Origin of the sequence: Paraburkholderia flagellata, assembly GCF_021390645.1 — a bacterium.
Lineage (GTDB): Bacteria > Pseudomonadota > Gammaproteobacteria > Burkholderiales > Burkholderiaceae > Paraburkholderia > Paraburkholderia flagellata.
This window is the reverse complement of record NZ_JAJEJT010000005.1, coordinates 385,533-401,790: the sequence shown is the minus strand read 5'-3', so window position 1 is coordinate 401,790 and position 16,258 is coordinate 385,533. Positions and strand designations below refer to the sequence as shown.

General features: G+C 58.8%; 15 protein-coding genes and 1 tRNA gene. 8 read left to right on the top strand and 8 right to left on the bottom strand.

Going from position 1 to position 16,258, the window contains the following annotated elements:
* The first annotated feature begins 481 nt into the window (after positions 1-481).
* Positions 482-558 (top strand) — tRNA-Met (locus L0U83_RS38320).
* Positions 559-600: 42 nt separating this feature from the next.
* On the opposite strand, the gene L0U83_RS38315 is transcribed toward L0U83_RS38320, so the two are convergent.
* Positions 601-789 carry a hypothetical protein gene (locus tag L0U83_RS38315; RefSeq protein ID WP_233889800.1) on the bottom strand — a complete coding sequence of 63 codons (189 nt, stop codon included), beginning with the start codon at positions 787-789 and terminating at the stop codon, positions 601-603.
* A gap of 287 nt (positions 790-1,076) precedes the next feature.
* On the opposite strand from L0U83_RS38315, the gene L0U83_RS38310 reads away from it, so the two are divergent.
* The 4 genes from L0U83_RS38310 (at position 1,077) to L0U83_RS38300 (ending at position 4,750) form a co-directional block, all read left to right on the top strand.
* Entirely contained in the window at positions 1,077-2,258 is a 1,182-nt protein-coding gene (locus tag L0U83_RS38310) for an SGNH/GDSL hydrolase family protein (RefSeq protein WP_233889799.1), read from the top strand.
* A 444-nt stretch (positions 2,259-2,702) separates the two neighbouring features.
* On the top strand, positions 2,703-2,837 hold the full coding sequence (locus L0U83_RS40655) for a hypothetical protein (protein WP_267939782.1): 135 nt from the start codon (positions 2,703-2,705) through the stop codon (positions 2,835-2,837).
* Positions 2,838-2,897: 60 nt separating this feature from the next.
* On the top strand, positions 2,898-3,563 hold the full coding sequence (locus tag L0U83_RS38305) for a methyltransferase family protein (protein ID WP_233890006.1): 666 nt from the start codon (positions 2,898-2,900) through the stop codon (positions 3,561-3,563).
* A gap of 290 nt (positions 3,564-3,853) precedes the next feature.
* Complete coding sequence (locus L0U83_RS38300) at positions 3,854-4,750, top strand: 2-hydroxycarboxylate transporter family protein (protein WP_233889798.1); 897 nt, start codon at positions 3,854-3,856, stop codon at positions 4,748-4,750.
* On the opposite strand, the gene L0U83_RS38295 is transcribed toward L0U83_RS38300, so the two are convergent.
* The 7 genes from L0U83_RS38295 to L0U83_RS38265 all read right to left on the bottom strand — a co-directional run bounded on the left by L0U83_RS38295 (position 4,710) and on the right by L0U83_RS38265 (position 11,745).
* Positions 4,710-5,102, bottom strand: coding sequence for a Rossmann-fold NAD(P)-binding domain-containing protein (locus tag L0U83_RS38295; RefSeq protein ID WP_233889797.1), 393 nt, complete (start codon positions 5,100-5,102; stop codon positions 4,710-4,712). The genes L0U83_RS38300 and L0U83_RS38295 overlap by 41 nt on opposite strands.
* Positions 5,103-5,477: 375 nt before the next feature.
* Positions 5,478-5,933: a RidA family protein gene (locus L0U83_RS38290; RefSeq protein ID WP_233889796.1), complete on the bottom strand. Its 456-nt coding sequence runs from the start codon at positions 5,931-5,933 to the stop codon at positions 5,478-5,480.
* A 214-nt stretch (positions 5,934-6,147) separates the two neighbouring features.
* Positions 6,148-6,729 (bottom strand): carboxymuconolactone decarboxylase family protein, encoded by a 582-nt coding sequence (locus tag L0U83_RS38285; protein WP_233889795.1) that lies wholly within the window; start codon positions 6,727-6,729, stop codon positions 6,148-6,150.
* Between the two features lie 219 nt (positions 6,730-6,948).
* Positions 6,949-7,737, bottom strand: a complete 789-nt coding sequence (locus tag L0U83_RS38280; protein ID WP_233889794.1) for an alpha/beta fold hydrolase — start codon at positions 7,735-7,737, stop codon at positions 6,949-6,951.
* 582 nt (positions 7,738-8,319) lie between these two features.
* Positions 8,320-9,291 carry an AraC family transcriptional regulator gene (locus tag L0U83_RS38275; protein WP_233889793.1) on the bottom strand — a complete coding sequence of 324 codons (972 nt, stop codon included), beginning with the start codon at positions 9,289-9,291 and terminating at the stop codon, positions 8,320-8,322.
* Between the two features lie 500 nt (positions 9,292-9,791).
* The gene (locus tag L0U83_RS38270; RefSeq protein WP_233890005.1) at positions 9,792-10,361 is read right to left on the bottom strand and encodes a YdeI/OmpD-associated family protein; all 570 of its coding nucleotides are present in this window, start codon (positions 10,359-10,361) and stop codon (positions 9,792-9,794) included.
* 619 nt (positions 10,362-10,980) lie between these two features.
* Complete coding sequence (locus L0U83_RS38265; protein ID WP_233889792.1) at positions 10,981-11,745, bottom strand: TetR/AcrR family transcriptional regulator; 765 nt, start codon at positions 11,743-11,745, stop codon at positions 10,981-10,983.
* Between the two features lie 443 nt (positions 11,746-12,188).
* Here L0U83_RS38265 and L0U83_RS38260 point away from each other — a divergent pair, with 443 nt between their 5' ends.
* Genes L0U83_RS38260 through L0U83_RS38250 form a run of 3 tightly spaced genes read left to right on the top strand, consistent with a single transcriptional unit; the run spans position 12,189 to position 16,222 of the window.
* Entirely contained in the window at positions 12,189-13,259 is a 1,071-nt protein-coding gene (locus L0U83_RS38260; protein ID WP_233889791.1) for a VOC family protein, read from the top strand.
* A gap of 36 nt (positions 13,260-13,295) precedes the next feature.
* Positions 13,296-14,252 (top strand): fumarylacetoacetate hydrolase family protein, encoded by a 957-nt coding sequence (locus tag L0U83_RS38255; protein WP_233889790.1) that lies wholly within the window; start codon positions 13,296-13,298, stop codon positions 14,250-14,252.
* Complete coding sequence (locus tag L0U83_RS38250) at positions 14,249-16,222, top strand: acyl-CoA synthetase (protein WP_233889789.1); 1,974 nt, start codon at positions 14,249-14,251, stop codon at positions 16,220-16,222. The genes L0U83_RS38255 and L0U83_RS38250 overlap by 4 nt, the downstream gene beginning before the upstream one ends.
* The last annotated feature ends 36 nt before the right edge of the window (positions 16,223-16,258 follow it).

Here is a 16,258-nt window from a genome sequence, read left to right as displayed (position 1 = left end):
TGTCGAATAATCTTTAACGAACGCTTTCAGATAAGTTTACGATTTCCTGTCCGTTACGACGAGATCGTTTCCTCCGTGAACATGCAGGATATTCGGGCGAATTTCTGTGGCCTTTCGCACAGTAATGTCACTAATCAGGGATGCGCGCAGGCAGGTCCGTTATCCAGGGCTGACCAGCCTTTCAACTGACAACCGGAAAACGTGCGACAACGTCTCCTGTTGCCGACTGTTGTCGGCTGCGACTGTTGCGGCATTTCCCCAAAAGCATACGTAGTTTGAATTGCCAACTGCTTCAAGTAGTCCAGTCGCAAGTAGCAGCGCACAAAGTTGGCGCTAGGGGAGACTGACCCGGTTGACGTGCGAGAAACGCCCGCATGAAATGCGTTTTCACATACCGTACCAATAGTGCGAACACGAAGCCAGCAAGCGAAAGCGGGCTTTTTTGTTTGCATTGTCAGGTGGGTTCGCATACAATCCCGGTCGCGGGGTGGAGCAGTCTGGCAGCTCGTCGGGCTCATAACCCGAAGGTCATAGGTTCAAATCCTATCCCCGCAACCAACATCGAAACCCGCAAGGTGAAAGCCAAGCGGGTTTATTCGTTTACAGCGATTTCAACTTGTCGCGCAACGCCTCGACAGCGCTCCCAAGGAACTCGCCGACTTTCTTGCCGTTTGCCTCGGCTGAGCTCATGTTGGCTGGGTTGCTGGTCCCAATCGCGCCTGCGGCTACAGCGGCCTTGATGATCTCGACGGCGCGATCGAGAGCTTGTTGATCCGTATAGGTCGTCATTCTGCTCACTCCACAGTTTGATGTGCCGGCTGTCCCGGCAAGTTGATTCTACGCGGGTCGATTCCGCGCCCCACGACCAACCAGGCTCAGCCATGAACCTCAAAACCATCGTTCAAAAAGATCGCCTCGTGGTCTAAGGCCGATGCAGATCTCGCCGAAAGCCACGTGGTGGCGCTCACTGAGCAGGTCCGCGACATCGTCTACGCAAAATTGGCGGAGAAGGCGCGGCGCGTTTTCTCAGACGGCAAGCCGGGTAAGATTGCATGCTTTCACATGCAATCAATCACATGATGATCGACCAGGGTACCTTGATTCCCACGCTCATTAGCCACGAGTTTTTGCGTGGTGCCCTTGAACTCGAGCAAACCGGACGGGGAGTGAAGCCGCACCGCCTGCCTGCCCGAGCGCGCGCTCAATGCATGGACCCGCAGTTGGCGATGGCCGAGTCGCAGCCCTCAGGGGTGCGACTGGTGTTTCGCACCCAGGCGACACACATCGAAATCGATGTCCTGCCGACACGGTACGCCTATGCGGGTGTCCCGCCGCGGCCGGCCGGTGTGTATGACCTGCTGGTCGATGGCCGCCTCGTCCATCAAAGCAGTGCGGCTGGAGGCGACACGGTGACGATCGACATGGCCAGTGGCGCTGTTTCGAAGCAGTCAGGGTCACCGGCCACACTACGGTTCACCGGCCTGCCCAGCCATGACAAGAAGGTCGAGATCTGGCTGCCGCACAACGAAATCACGGAGCTTGTCGCGCTGCGCGCCGACGCCGACATGGAGTCCATTGCCGACGAGGGTCGAAAAGTCTGGCTGCATCATGGCAGTTCCATCAGCCATGGTTCCAACGGAGATAGCCCGACTTCGATCTGGCCCGCGCTTGCCGCTTCTCTCGGCGACGTAGAACTGGTCAATCTTGGTTTCGGTGGCAGCGCGCTACTCGACCCCTTCACCGCCCGAACGATGCGCGACACGCCTGCCGATGTGATCAGCCTTAAGATCGGCATCAACCTCGTCAACACGGATCTGATGCGGCTGCGCGCTTTTACGCCAGCGGTGCACGGTTTTCTCGACACCATCCGAGAAGGCCACCCAGGCGCGCCGCTGCTGGTCATCTCGCCGCTCTATTGCCCGATTCACGAGGATACGCCGGGTCCTGGAGCGTTCGATATGAATGCGCTGGCCGCAGGGAAAGTTTCGTTTCGGGCGACGGGTGATCCGGCCGAGCGCAAGGCCGGAAAGCTGACGCTGACCGTCATCCGGGATGAGTTGCGACGCATTGTGCAGCAGCGGGCGGCGAACGACCCACATCTACGCTACCTCGACGGACTTGAACTCTACGGTCAACAGGATTTCGCCGATCTGCCTCTGCCCGATCAACTGCACCCGGATGGGCCTGCACATCGCCGCATTGGCGAGCGATTCGCCAAGCGCGCGTTTGACAGTGGAGGCCTTCTCTCTGTTGAGTGATCAACACGGTGAGCTTTGGAGAGGCGCTGCGATCGGGCAATCAAGCGATACGGTTGAATGTCCCTTTTTGGCCCGCGTGCTGCCTCACGCAATTGGCATGTGCAGCCATGAACTTGCAGGCTGCGATCGGCAGTACGCGACCCTTCTGGGACGCTCGCGTATAGACTTCGAACGGCTCCTTACCGCCGGATTTCGGGCTGTGAGGTAAGGCGTAGTGGTTATTTGATCCACGCCAGAAGCCACGCCGGCGGCTACATATGAAGAGGGCGTCCCGAAGCGGATACCACCACGTTCGCTGCAAAAGTTTTTGTCATGCAAGGTCAATCGCAAGCATTCCTGAATGCGAGAAGGAGAGAGAAGCTTTGCCTGCGGGAATCACTCCATCGACCATGGGTACTGAGTCTGGCTGAATGATTTCAGGTTTGCCGCCGTCGCGGAGCAGCCATGGCCACCCTGCAGAAAGTCTGGCGCCTTATCGCTGGCGCGCCGCTCGACCCACTCGACCCGCGTACCCGGCACGCGATAGCCGTGGTCCCAATTCGCAAGCTGCGGCAACTTTCAGATATTGATTACCGCTAGATCGCGTATCCTGGATTTGAGGCACAGAATCGGTCGTATTCGTTACCTCATCCTGGCGCGATAGACACGGCTAGCACTCCAAAACTGGCTTTCACCACCATCGTATCGACGCTTGCTTACCTTGGCCTTGCCATCCAGGGCTCTGGGGGCTTTCCCGCGTTTTTCTCCCATCCTGCCCTCACCGTGGTCGCCATCGCCACGCTTGTGATGGCCGGCGTCGGGCTTGTCAGTGCCGCCAACCTGAGCGCGGGTGAGCGCGAAGATCGGGGTAATCGCTGGGTGCTCGCCGCTTTCGGCATCATTGGACTACTAAGTGCCTGGTTGCCCGCCTACACGGACCGGAAGGGGTTCTGGGTATTCGACGGTGACACCGTTAGATGGGGCGGCGTTGTTCTCTATATTGCGGGCGGCGTGCTGCGCTTGTGGCCTGTCTTCGTGCTTGGCCGTCGGTTCAGCGGGCTGGTTGCCATACAGCCGGGGCATACGTTCGTTACAAGCGGTCTGTACGGTGTCATCCGCCATCCCAGCTATTTGGGAATGCTCGTACTGTCGCTGGGCTGGGCACTCGCGTTTCGCTCGGGTGTCGGCGTGCTGCTCGTGGTGCTAACCATTGCGCCCCTCATCGCACGCATCAACGCGGAAGAGGCGCTTCTGCGCTCGCAATTTAGCGGCGAATACGATGCGTACTGTGCCCGCACATATCGGCTGATTCCCGGCTTGTTCTGAACAGAGCTGTCACGGGACTTCGGTACGAGCACCTGGGTGCTTGCAGCCTGACCCCTTGTCTTCATGTCGGTAGCGTGATCAGTGCATTACGCGCCGCGCAACGGCATCCCGAGCCTCGAACTCTGCGAAGAGCTTGCAGACAGCTTGCGGGTCGTGGCACTAGTGCAGTTTTTTCACCGGCGCGATCAGTACGGCAAGAAACAGGGCGATCTGGAAACTGCTGCCGGCGATCATGTCATCTCCCGCGGCCGTCGCGCCCCGCAAGGGCGATAATACGTACCCTCCATTTCATGTCGCAGAACGCCAATTCGATGCAAAGATCACGGGCTTCCGCACCGTTGCCGGTCTATCTGCTGCTCATCGGCGTCATTGCATTGTTCGTCGCCTCCGGCAAGTTTCCCTCCGATCTGACGATCATCATTGCCGTGCTGAGCGTAGGTGGCTTTTCCTTCATGGAACTGGGTCGCCGGGTGCCGTTGATCGGGTCCATGGACATAGCCGCGATCATGGCATTCGTCGTACCTTCGGCGATGGTTCACTTTGGATGGATTCCCACGTCTGTCGCCGGGGCCATAAACGGTTTCGTTAAAACCTCCAATTTTCTCTATCTCTACATTGCTGCGGTGATTGCCGGTAGCATCCTCAGCATGGATCGACAGGTGTTGATCGCCGGCTTCCTCAAGATTTTCATTCCGCTGGCGGTGGGGTCGATCTGTGCCGCGATCGTGGGAACGCTGGTGGGCTGTGCAGTAGGCATGAGTGCAACGCACACCTTTTTCATGGTCGTCGTTCCCATCATGTCCGGCGGCTTGGGAGAAGGCGCGATACCTTTGTCCATCGGTTATGCCTTGATCACGAAAGCGCCCGAGGCGCAGCTATTTGGGCAGGTTATTCCGGTCGTCATGCTCTCTGGTTTCACTGCGATTCTCCTGTGCGGTCTGTTAAATCTGCTGGGCAAACGCTATCCTGCGCTTACAGGGCAGGGCGCCTTGCAGTCGGGCGATCAGTCGGGCGCCATGCGGTCGTCGCGCAGCCCCGTCCGTATCGACCCGGCAGGGATGGCTGCCGCGGTTACCACCATGATGCTGTTCTATCTGATCGGTGTGCTTGCGCAGCGCTGGTGGGAATTCACGACCATCCAGTTACTTAGCTTTTTGCTTCAGGCGCCGGCGGTACGGGCAGAATGATCTCCGAAGCCACCTTCCAGTCCTTGCCGATTTTTATCCAGTTGATTAACAATAGAAACGGCTTGGGGGTTCCGTCCTGACCCGCATAGGAGACCGTGATATCCACCGGCGCATAAGATTGCGCTATGTCCTTCGTCAGGCCGACCACCTTGAATTTCGAATAATCCGGCCGCAGCACGACAGGGCCAGAGGTGCCGATATCGCGCAACTTCTGATCGATTGCCTCGTTGCCCCAGAAGCCAGCCCAGTTCCCTTCCGTAGGGATCGCACTTTTGGCGACGAGAAGGGCCGAAGGAGATTGCCAGAACATCTCATGGAGCGCTTTGAAGTCGTGGCGGTTGGCTAATTGCATGAGATGGCTAAAATCCGATCGAAGTGTGTTCAGAGTCCTCGCGTCCAGGGGTTCCTTGTAGATGGTAGAAGTGCTCGCGAGACATCCCGTAGAGACAGTCAGTGCGACGACAACGGTCAATATCATTTGACGCATGATCAGATTCCGGTGGGAAAATAGATGGGTCGTTTCGGTTTTGGGCAATCGTGTGGCGGCCCCATCGCAATGCTTGCGGCGTCGGAACGAGCACGGATTGATTGTTCTCGAAAACAAGACGGCAGTATTGCCCTCCAGACAGCGCGATATGCGCCCGTTGTGCGGCGGGTTCAGAATCAGGTTTGGCCGGCTGATTGGCTCGCATCAACTACGCATCGTCGCGCGGTCGAGCCATGTCCGTCACCCCTTCAACTCAAAAATGCTGTCAATCTCAACCGGGATGCCCATCGGCAACGAATGCACACCCAGTGCGCTTCGAGCCGGCAGATTGTCTTGCCCAAACAGCGTCAGCAAGAGGTCACTGGCGCCATTGGCCACTTGCGGATGCTGGGCGAACGACTGTTCGGCACGCACGTAGACTGTTAGCCGGCTGCATCGCTTGACGTTGTCGAGTCCGCATGCCTCATCGACACAGGCCAAGATCATGAGCATCGTTAGGCGCGCCGCGTCTTGAGCTTTTTCCAGTGAAATATCGCGGCCCACCATTCCGACGATTGGCTTGCCATCTTCGAAAGGGCCCAGCCCGGATACATACAGTTGACTCCCCGAAACGGAAACCGTTCGATAGGAGCCAAGCGGGTTGATGGGCGCCGGCAAAATTAGGCTCGCTTGCGCGAGCCGGTCAAATACGTTCATGTTCGGGCTTAACGTTAGGTGAATAGAAATAGATTTGGCCTGGACTTATCGCGACGCAGTGAACTCAAGCATCCCCTACAGCGGACGGCGGTCGTCGGTTGTGGCTTGATTCCGCGTATCAAAATGAATGACTGACTCGCGCATTGGCGCTGCTCTTGCGGATGGTCGCCGCGCTTCCAACGCGTTGAAGTAATCGATCAGTTCGGTCAACGCATCACGTATCGAGAAGTGTGCGAGTCCCGTTCTTCAGGTACTGATGTGTACGCACCACGGGAAAGTCAATCGCCGTGTTTGCAACGACGTTGGCGTAGTTCGTCAAGACGCTAAGTGCGATGTGCGCGACGATCTCGACGATCTGCGCATCGGTGTAACCAGCCGCCTTGATGACGCGCAGATCTTCGTCGGATACGTGGCCACGCTTGTGCGCGACCTTCGCGGCGAACTGCACGGCAGGCGCGGCCTGTGGATCATTCGAGCCACCATTTCGATTGGCGGACATTTCAGCTTCGTCGAGCTTCGCCACGTTCTTTCCCAAATAGCTGTGCGCCGACATGCAATAGTCACAGCCGTTGATTTCGGCGACGGCGAGAGCAATACGCTCGCCGATTTGTGCTGGAAGCGCGCCTTTTGCCAAGGCTCCGGCCAGACCGAGGTAGCCCTCGAGCGCCTCAGGGCTGTTGGCCATCAGACGAAACAGATTCGGCGTAACACTCAGTTTCTTGTTGATGGCTTCCAGGAAGGCCTGGGAAGCAGCGGGTGCATCTGCGATCGTGGTGGGTATCTGAAGACGGGACATATTGCTTCTGCCTCTGGAAACAAGAGAAATTGTCGAAAACAACGGATGCGCATGCTCCTATCTGAAGGAGCATCCCGGTACAGACCATCGAAGAGCGGCCCGCGGGACGGTGCGCGGAAGCCCGGATATAGCGAGACCCCGCCGGAGCAACACACTAGAAAGCGAAACGCGGGATGTCGAAGCCGCCGCACCTCGTTTCCTGTACCGACCGCGAACCGCCTATTTCGCAGCGGCCTCGATCGCATTTGCCAGGCCGTCGGGATCGGTAAGGAAAGGCGTATGGCCGGTCTGCAGGGTGTACTCTGCTCTCACGGGGGTTGCGGCAACCATCTTCGCCTGGAACGAGGGGCTGATGACTTGGTCCATGGCCGTGTGGATATAGACCTTGTCGACCTGGCCAAAGTTGGTGGATGTCACGTGCACGGGCGTTGCTAGCGGACCCACGGGTTCATCTAGAATCAGATTCGGGATTGCCTTGCGCAATTCGTCAGGACCTCCATTGGCAAAGAGATCCGCGCGTGCCGAATATTCGATGGAGGCAATGCCCTTTTCCTTATCGATCTGCAGGTGCGGTCCGATCTTGGCGTCTGCATCCTTGTTGGCCATCGACACTAGCGAGTCACCGTCTTGCGGCAGGTAGGCAGCAACGAAGACCAAAGTCTTGATCTTCTTTGGTGCCGTTTCCGCGGCGTCGGCGATGACGATGCCGCCGAAGCTGTGACCGACCACGACGGCCGGGCGATGGGATTCGTCCAGCGCTGCGGCCACAGTGTCGCGATAGAGGTCAAGGCTGACTTTGCCCGGTGCGGCGGGCGCGCCCGGACGGCCTGGCAGTTCAACCGTCACAACCTTATAGCCATCGGTCTGAAGCTTGGATGTGACATGTCCCCAGACCTGGGCGTCTTCAAAAGCGCCGTGGACCAGAACGATCGGAGGCTTTTGCGCAGCCATCGCACTGGTACCGAACGCGAATGATGAAATGGCAAGAGCAGCGAGGAGGAGTTTCATCTACATTGCTTCCTTGAAGAGACATCGGTGGCGATATCGTGAATTGGAGCTTGGTTTTGAAAAGGTCCGTGGATACGCCTCGACCTATCGATTTCGCGTAGGAATCCAGAACACCGTTGCGTTAGAGTGGAACTGATGGGCACCGGACCGACGAATTGTCCGCGATCATCTGACACTGCTAATGCATCGATGCATGCACGGCCTTCATGCCACCAAGCGACGGTGACGCTGGCGCCCACACACGCGCTTCCGATCAAGACACATGATTTAAGCGCGTGCGCTGCAACGAGAGGTGTGATTGAAAGCTGTCTGCGCTAATTGGGCCTGAGAGATCTGAACCATAGTCCGTGAGAGTCTTCCTCCTCTTCAGATACGGGAGGACCTTGGCTATCCACTCTAAAGAACGTATCCGAGACTGACCATATCTCGGCGTCTGATTTTCATGACCTATCGTACGATCGACGCACTCGGACAAGCGGAGGAGATCGACCCGCTTGGGGGACTGACGCGATGCCATTGAAACGAAACCGCCGCAATGACAGCTACTACCGACGGATCGAGCCAACGGTGCGAAAAGGATTGTTAAGGGAGTTCCGAACTTCGCGCGACAAAGGCCCTTGTCTGTGCGATTCGATGCGCGTCACGCGGTGGATAGCCGAACTCCTCCTTGAAAGCGCGACTGAAGGCAGCCTCCGAACCATAGCCGGCACTGTGGGCCACTTCGGTCACCTTCAAGGTTCCTCCGCGTAGCAAGTCTGCTGCGAGGGTCAATCTCCACCGTGTCAGATAACGCAACGGTGGAAGCCCCACCACCGCCGCGAAGCGATCCGAAAACATCGATCGCGACATCATCGCTGTCTCGGCGAGCGACGAAACTGTCCATGCACGGTTAGGCTCCAGATGCATTGCATTCAACGCACGGCCGACGCGCTCATCACTCAGTCCGGACAACAAGCCGACCCGATCGCCTTGCCGGCTGACCCACATCCGCAAGGTGCGAATAACGAGCAAATCGATAAGCCGCGAGATCATCAGCGATGACCCTGGACCGGCGCTACGCGATTCCACGTCAAGGAAATGCGAGATGGAGGCCAGCCAGGCGGGTTCGCTGACTTTGTCGCATGTCAGATGAATCAGCCCGGGAAGGCCGGTGAGCAAAGAGCGTAACGGCGCCCCATCAAAATAGAACGATCCCGCGAGAAAGGATCCTGCCATGCCGTCGTCAGCCGCCCATTTGAACGTCTGCGCATCTCTGCTGGGGGTAAAGTCCACCGCCGCCTCAAAGCGTTGATATGCTTTCCTGCTCGGCTCGCTTCGAATCGTATGTCCATCCGCATGTGGCAAAAGAACGAAGTCGCCTGACCGCAGCATCACGGAGGGGCCATTGCGTTGAGATACTGACAGTTCGCCGGTGCGCAAATGCAAAAACGTCGCCGGTCCTGGTGGAAAAATCACCTCGGTGGAACTGCCCAGCTCGCCGTGGAAAACGTGATCCCCGCGAAGGCGAATCAGCTTGAGTACCTGGGACAGGACATCGGCGTGCTCGGACGGCATGAGTTACTCCTTTAGGGCGTATTCACAAGCCTGCGCCCATCAACGATGTGTGCAAGGTCAAGAGACTAACGGCTGCTTTAGGGCCAGCATCCTGCCGTGAACGCCTCTTTCGATATGCAGAACATATCTTCTGCGGAACGAACGCCACGCCGGGCGGGTTGTCCGATTCCAGCTCGTCTTCAGCCATTTGAGCTTTTCGCACAACTGGCCGTTCCTGGCCGATCGCGCCAATTCGATGAGTCTCCACGGACCTGGCCTTGAAATCGTCGAAGGTGGCGGCTCTCAAGCGCAATCGGTGAATGAGTACGGTCGCCCAGCATACGACGCTCACCCGGAGTTTCGTAACGTCGGTCCCGTGCGAATAGCGGCCAAAGAGATAATTAAACTGTAAGCCAGCACTGATCGACGGTCGCCAGCGCGAAGGCGTGGAGAGCGTGCCGGTTGCCAGCCTTGAACGCCGCATCGTCCGGTGACTTTCGTCGCCTGTCGAACTTCCTGGTCTAGGAATGAATGGTCTCGCCGCGATTCAGCATGCAGATGAATTGCTCGATCTTGCGCGCTCGTGTTGCGGGCTTTTTAGCATTCTGTATCCGAAACAGAATGGCGTAGCGGTTTCGGCCGTTCAGTGTCGCAAAGAAAGCGCTGGCCTTGGGATTGGCATCCAGTGCGGCCTGCAGGTCGTCCGGCACGGCCGAGTTGCTGGCGGACGTATAGGCAGCCTCCCAGCGGCCATCCTCTTTGGCTTTCTCGATTTCTCGCATGCCCGATGGAAGCATTCTGCCTGCGGCGATCAACGCTTCGGCCCGGTCTTTGTTGAGCTTGGACCAGATGCTTTTTGCGGAGCGTCGAGTGAAGCGTTGCAACCAGTATTCTTCACTTTCAGTCCGTTTTTGACCGTCGATCCAGCCATGACAAAGGGCACTTTCCAGCGCCTGCTCGTAAGTCAAGGTTGACTGCCTGGCGCCCCTTTTGGCAAGGCGCAACCATATCCCGGCCGAGGTACCGCCATTTTGCGTCAACCAGCCTTCCCATTCATTCTGGTCAAGGAATGTCAGACGAAGCTCAGTCATGGAGCGATTCGAACGGTTGCATTCAGGCAGCGAGGCTTTGTCGTTCACTAGAACCTCGTAGATTACTGATTTGCGCGAATTTGGCGTCGGTTGTTTACCATTTTCATCGCTCAGTGCCGAAACATTGACCTGTCACAGCGTCGTGAGCGAACTCGTCCCTGACGGACCAGGCGATTGTGGTCGGCTATCGCCATGCGACAAGCGCCGTCGGCGGCCAAATAGCCAGGGTCGTCCGCGGCCTCGCCACAAGGCCGACGGACAGTCCATTGGGTGCTGCGGGGGCGTCGCGGGCAGCGGAAAAGACGACACTCGCCTGCCTGCAATTCGGGGTCGGCCCGCAAACGGCGGTCAACCGGTCAGTTGCGCGGCTCGAGGAATGAGCCCCGGCAGCCCGTCGTCTGGCGAGGCGGGCGTTCACCGTTCACAAAAATACCTGGCCCCGGTGCGGCCCCACCACGACCCGACGCAGATGACCATCATTCCCGCTCTGGCGGGCGAATGAGGGAATCCGGACGTCCGACTGCCAGATGGGTAGGCCGCCGGCAGCGCCGCCGCAAGAAAGAGAGCGGGGAAGCGGTTCGAGGGTTCGCTGACGATACGGTTGCACCGGTCGTTGCGCTTAGCGATCTGGGCTTTGGTCGACAGCTTCATCCACGATGGGCAGTGGGCGCGCGGCAATCTTTTCCGCCTCCGCGCGTTTTAGCCCGAGCGTTTGCAGCAACATCGCGGCCGTACGCTCCGGAAAGTGCTCACCGCTGAACCCGAGTTCCTTCAGCACGCCCGCGGCGCTGGCGCCCGGAACAACAAAATTCAGCTCGGCGGCGATGGCAGAGAGAACGGTGCCGCCCACGGCAAGAAATCCGATAAATGGATCAGCAACGACGAATCGCTTCGCCGCAATGCCGCTGCCGATGTCGCGTAGTAGCCGCTGGCCCAGGCCCCGGCTCATCGCGCGGGCAGAAAAGCCCTCACGTATCAGAAAACGCCCCCAAACGGGATCATTGCGCGCCCGCAAAACCGTATGACGCACGGAGACGGCGACCACTTCTGCGGGGTCCGAAATGCCGCCTGAAAGACGGTCCAGCATGTTCGCAAACTCATCGAACACGTTGTCGACGAGCGTCGCATAGATCGCTTCCTTCGATTCGAAGTGGTTGTAGAACGAGCCGAAACCCACGTCGGCGGCCTCCGTGATCTCGTTGACCGCCACGCCCTCCATGCCCTTTTCGGCCATCAGCCTCAGGGCAGCGTCGAGCAGACGGGCACGCGTCTCGCGCTTGCGGCGTGCACCGCGCGGCTCCCGTTCTTCGACAAGGGGAGCCGGCGCGACGGGCGCTGCAACCGTGGAACGCTTGGCTGCCCGGCGATTTGTCGTGTTCGTCATGGTGGATCCTGAGCTGGTCATATTCCACAGTATAGATTCGAATGTCTACATTGACAAAACTATCAGATATGAGTTTAATGTCATCAAAGGCCCTGAGGGCTGACCTAACTAGAACTCATGGAGTGATTGTGGAGACAGCAATCAGAGATGGCTTCGCGCCCGGCGGCGCCCAGCAGCACCTTATCCGTGCGCCTATCCCGGCAGTGGTACCCACTATCCATAGCGGGTCGCTGAATCGACCCACGCCGAAGGCGGCGCGTGCCTCCTTCGATGCGTGGAGCGGCGCGACAGGGTATCGGCGCGTCTGCGCAATCGCCCACGATTTTTATAGCGCTGTCGGCAACCCGATCAGGCGCCAGCATCTTCCGCTGCTCTATCAAACCGCCGGCGCGGCATCTCTCGAAGCTGCATCAGCCATTGCAACCGCCTGATTACGTTCCGCCATGAAACTGACTACTGCACAGCCGGCTCGCCACCTCCATCCGACGGCGAAGGCGACCGCGTTGGCCTATCTGATATTCGATCGGCCAGACCTCGGGCTAGCCGAACGTTTTCTCAATGACTTTGGGCTACAGACCGTATCGAGCGACGAGTCGCTCCTGCTTTTGCGTGGTACCGGGGCATCACACTTTTGTTACGTAGTGCGAAGGGCATCCAAAGCGCGGTTCGTCGGGTTCGGCCTGGAGGTTGGCAGCAGGGCGGATCTCGATGCGCTCGCGAAGCTGCCAGGCGCTACTCCGGTCGAACACTCTGCACTCGTGGGCGGGGGATACGTGGTGAGACTCACGGACCCATCGGGATTTGATATCGAAGCGATATGGGGCCAGGCGCCAGCGTCAGCCTTGCCGCATCGGCTGCCGTTGCCATTCAATTCCGTCGACGCCACCGTTCGCGTTAACGGCACACAGCGACCGCCGGAGAGCGCCCCGGAAGTCATCCGGCTAGGGCATGTCGTACTCGAACTCGCCGACTATCAGGAGACCTGTGCGTGGTATACGCGCCATTTCGGTTTTATCCCCAGCGACGTTCAGGTGCTTCCAGACGGCTCGCCGGCTGTCGCGTTCATGCGCCTGGATCTCGGCGACAAGCCGGCCGACCATCACACGCTTGCGCTCGCACAGGGCTTTGTCGCGACGTACAGTCACAGTGCCTGCGAGCTCATTGACGCGGACGCGGTCGGCATGGGGCAGCGGGTGCTGCGCGACAAGGGATGGGTCCACGCGTGGGGCATCGGCCGGCATATCCTCGGCAGCCAGATTTTCGACTACTGGCAGGATCCATGGGGCGACAAGCACGAACACTACTGCGACGGCGACCTGTTCACCTCCGACGAGCCCACCGGGATCCACGCCGTGAGCCGTGAGGCGATGGCCCAGTGGGGGCCAACCATGCCGCGCAGCTTCACGAAACCCAGGTTCACCCCCGCGAGCATCGCGGCGCTTTTCAGAAACCTGCGCCGCAGTCCCGACCTGACGCTCAGCAAACTGCGGACGCTGGCAAAGCTTTTCGCCTGAGCCACTCCCTATCCAACGACTCCGGAGCATCTAGAAATGGCACTTCACGTCCTGCATTACCTTCATGATGGCCGCGCCCAGTGGGGCGTGGTCGCGGATGGCGCTATCACGCCGATTCCGGGCAAGTTCAGGTCGACCGGCGCGTTTATCGAGGCCAATCCGGTCGAGCGGCTCATGTTGCTCGACGGGCCGTCGATTCCTGAATCGGAAGTACAGTGGCTGTCGCCTGTGACCGCCGACCAGCAGTTCATCTGTCAGGGCGCGAACTATCGCCAGCATATGATCGAGTCTGGCATGGACCCCGACGTGAAGAAGTTCAACATGATCTTCACGAAGGCAACAAGCTGCATCGTTTCGGCCAACTCGGCCGTCGTGAAACCGGGGGCGGTGCGCTTCCTCGACTATGAGATCGAGCTGGGTCTCGTCCTCAAACGCGATATCACCTCCCGTGAAACGATCACCGACGAGAACCTGCATGAGTACGTTGCGGGCGCTGTGATCGTCAACGACTATTCCGCGCGCGATATCCAGATTCCGCAGATGCAGTTCTACAAGGGTAAAAGCTACCGGACCTTTGGTCCTGTCGGCCCCTACCTTTGCCTGCTGGAAAGGCATGACATGCCACAGTTGAAAGCGCTCGTGCTGACGCTGACAGTCAACGGAACCGTGCGCCAGAATGACACGACTGCTGGACTTGTCTATGACCCCGCAGAGACCCTGACGGAGCTCTCTGGTGTACAGGACTTGCGTACCGGTGACCTGCTCGCGACTGGCACGCCGTCCGGTTGTGCACTCAGCATTCCGTCACCTGAGAAGCAGCGCGCTGCAGCGCAGTTGCCTGAAGCGGAAAAATGGCGACTCTTCATGAAGATGCAGGAGGACCGGTCGCAGTACCTCCAGGTCGGCGACGTCGTCGAGGCACGAATCGTCAGCCACGACTGCACCATCAACCTGGGCGTGCAACATAACGTCATCGTCGAAGAGGCAGCATGAAAGACGTCGCGAACGCGCAGGATGTCCTTGCGGTTGAAGCAAAGGGACAACTGGTGGATCTTCCGTCGAATACGTACGAAATGATTCGGCGCGGCGCTGCCATTAATCCATCGGCGCCCGCGCTCTCTTTTTTCCTGACAGCCGACGACTATGCCAGCCCCGAGTGCTGGACCTACAGCGAACTGGTGGGTGATATCACACGCGCTGCAAACCTGTTTTTGCGGCTGGGCGCGCAAAGGGACACGGTCATCGCCTACGTGTTGCCGAATCTGCCGGAAACGCACTTCGTGATCTGGGGAGGTGAAGCGGCCGGGATTGTCTGCGCGATTAATCCGTTGCTTGAAAGCGAAGCCATCGGCGAACTGCTCAAGGTTTCGGGCGCCAGCGTGCTCGTTACGCTCGCGCCGTTTCCTGGGGCTGGGACTGAGCTCTGGCAAAAAGTGCAATCGGTGTTGCATGACGTCCCCGCATTACGGGATCTGGTGCTTGTCAACCTGGCCGACCGCTTTCCGGGGGGAAAGGGATTCGCGGCCCGGATGCTGCAGCGTGGTGAGAGCGCCAGGCTGCACGGCGAGGGCGGTGTGCGAAGCGCGGTTCCAGCACAGATTCGAATCCATGACTTTACCACCGTCCACTCGAGTGAGTCCGGGGTAATGCTCAACGGCTCACGTCGGCTCAGCATCGATGATGTTTCGTCCTGCTTCTGCACGGGTGGCACCACAGGCCTACCGAAAATTGCGATGCGCCGGCATCACAACGAGGTGGCCAATGCGTGGAACGCGGGACGATTCCTCGGCGAAAGCATCGGTCCGGGAAAGACGATATTTTGCGGGCTGCCGCTTTTTCACGTCAACGCCGTGATGGTGACAGGACTGTTGGCGTTCTCGCGTGGTGCCCATGTCGTCCTCGGTACGCCGCAAGGCTATCGGGGCGAGGGCGTTGTAAAGCGTTTCTGGGAAATAGTCGAGCATTACTGCATCAATTTCTTCAGCGCTGTTCCGACGCTCTATGGTTCACTGCTCGACGTTCCAGTTGGGGAGAGCGATATCGGCTCGCTCGAGTATGGCCTGTGCGGCGCCGCGCCGATGCCAGTCGAACTGCTTCGCAATTTCGAGCGTCATACGGGGATTCGAATCCTCGAAGGCTACGGTCTCACCGAAGGCGCCTGCGTTAGCAGCGTTAATCCGCCGTTTGGTGAGCGCAGGGCAGGCTCGATTGGTCTGTGCCTCCCTGGTCAGGCAATGAAGGCCGTGGTGGTCGATGAAGCCGGGCGGTATGTACGGGATTGCGCGGTGGATGAAGTTGGCCAGTTGGTCATCTCCGGACCAAATGTGTTTGTAGGGTATTCCAGACCAGAGCAGGACAGCGGAATCTGGACAGACCTCGGCGACGGCGAACGTTGGCTCAATACTGGAGATCTGGGGCGCTGCGATGCCGAGGGATACTTCTGGCTCACTGGCAGGAAGAAGGAGCTGATCATCCGGGGCGGACACAATATCGACCCTGCGGCAATCGAGGAAGCGCTACATCGTCATCCGGCAGTCCAGATTGCCGCTGCAGTCGGGCGTCCTGACGTTCACGCGGGCGAGTTGCCTGTCGCCTATGTGCAGCTAAAGCCAGGCGTCACGGCAACCGAAGCGGACCTGGCCGACTTCCTGCGTGACAGGATCAGCGAACGCGCTGCGCTTCCGAAGGGAATACGGGTCGTCGATACGATGCCCCTGACGGCCGTCGGCAAGATATTCAAGCCCGCGCTTAAGCGGCGGGAAGTGGCTGACGCGCTACGGTGGGCACTCGCTGAGGCTGGCGTTAACAACGTAACCGTAAACATTGCTGAGGATACCTCACGAGGGATCGAAGTTCACGTCGATCTTCCCGATGCCGACTCCGAAGCAATGGCGCGCAGTACGCTAGGGCGCTTTCCATTCTGCTTCTCGTTGACTGTGCCGGAAAATCCAGTAGGCGAATAAAAGCACCGCAGGGATAGAGGCAGGCTAAGTGCGTGT

Coding starts and splice junctions, on each gene's coding strand:
- L0U83_RS38315 (WP_233889800.1), bottom strand. CDS start 789: ATGACGACCTATACGGATCAACAAGCTCTCGATCGCGCCGTCGAGATC.
- L0U83_RS38290 (WP_233889796.1), bottom strand. CDS start 5,933: ATGAACGTATTTGACCGGCTCGCGCAAGCGAGCCTAATTTTGCCGGCG.
- L0U83_RS38310 (WP_233889799.1), top strand. CDS start 1,077: ATGATGATCGACCAGGGTACCTTGATTCCCACGCTCATTAGCCACGAG.
- L0U83_RS40655 (WP_267939782.1), top strand. CDS start 2,703: ATGGCCACCCTGCAGAAAGTCTGGCGCCTTATCGCTGGCGCGCCGCTC.
- L0U83_RS38255 (WP_233889790.1), top strand. CDS start 13,296: ATGGCACTTCACGTCCTGCATTACCTTCATGATGGCCGCGCCCAGTGG.
- L0U83_RS38250 (WP_233889789.1), top strand. CDS start 14,249: ATGAAAGACGTCGCGAACGCGCAGGATGTCCTTGCGGTTGAAGCAAAG.
- L0U83_RS38285 (WP_233889795.1), bottom strand. CDS start 6,729: ATGTCCCGTCTTCAGATACCCACCACGATCGCAGATGCACCCGCTGCT.
- L0U83_RS38300 (WP_233889798.1), top strand. CDS start 3,854: ATGTCGCAGAACGCCAATTCGATGCAAAGATCACGGGCTTCCGCACCG.
- L0U83_RS38270 (WP_233890005.1), bottom strand. CDS start 10,361: ATGACTGAGCTTCGTCTGACATTCCTTGACCAGAATGAATGGGAAGGC.
- L0U83_RS38275 (WP_233889793.1), bottom strand. CDS start 9,291: ATGCCGTCCGAGCACGCCGATGTCCTGTCCCAGGTACTCAAGCTGATT.
- L0U83_RS38295 (WP_233889797.1), bottom strand. CDS start 5,102: ATGCAATTAGCCAACCGCCACGACTTCAAAGCGCTCCATGAGATGTTC.
- L0U83_RS38260 (WP_233889791.1), top strand. CDS start 12,189: ATGAAACTGACTACTGCACAGCCGGCTCGCCACCTCCATCCGACGGCG.
- L0U83_RS38280 (WP_233889794.1), bottom strand. CDS start 7,737: ATGAAACTCCTCCTCGCTGCTCTTGCCATTTCATCATTCGCGTTCGGT.
- L0U83_RS38265 (WP_233889792.1), bottom strand. CDS start 11,745: ATGACGAACACGACAAATCGCCGGGCAGCCAAGCGTTCCACGGTTGCA.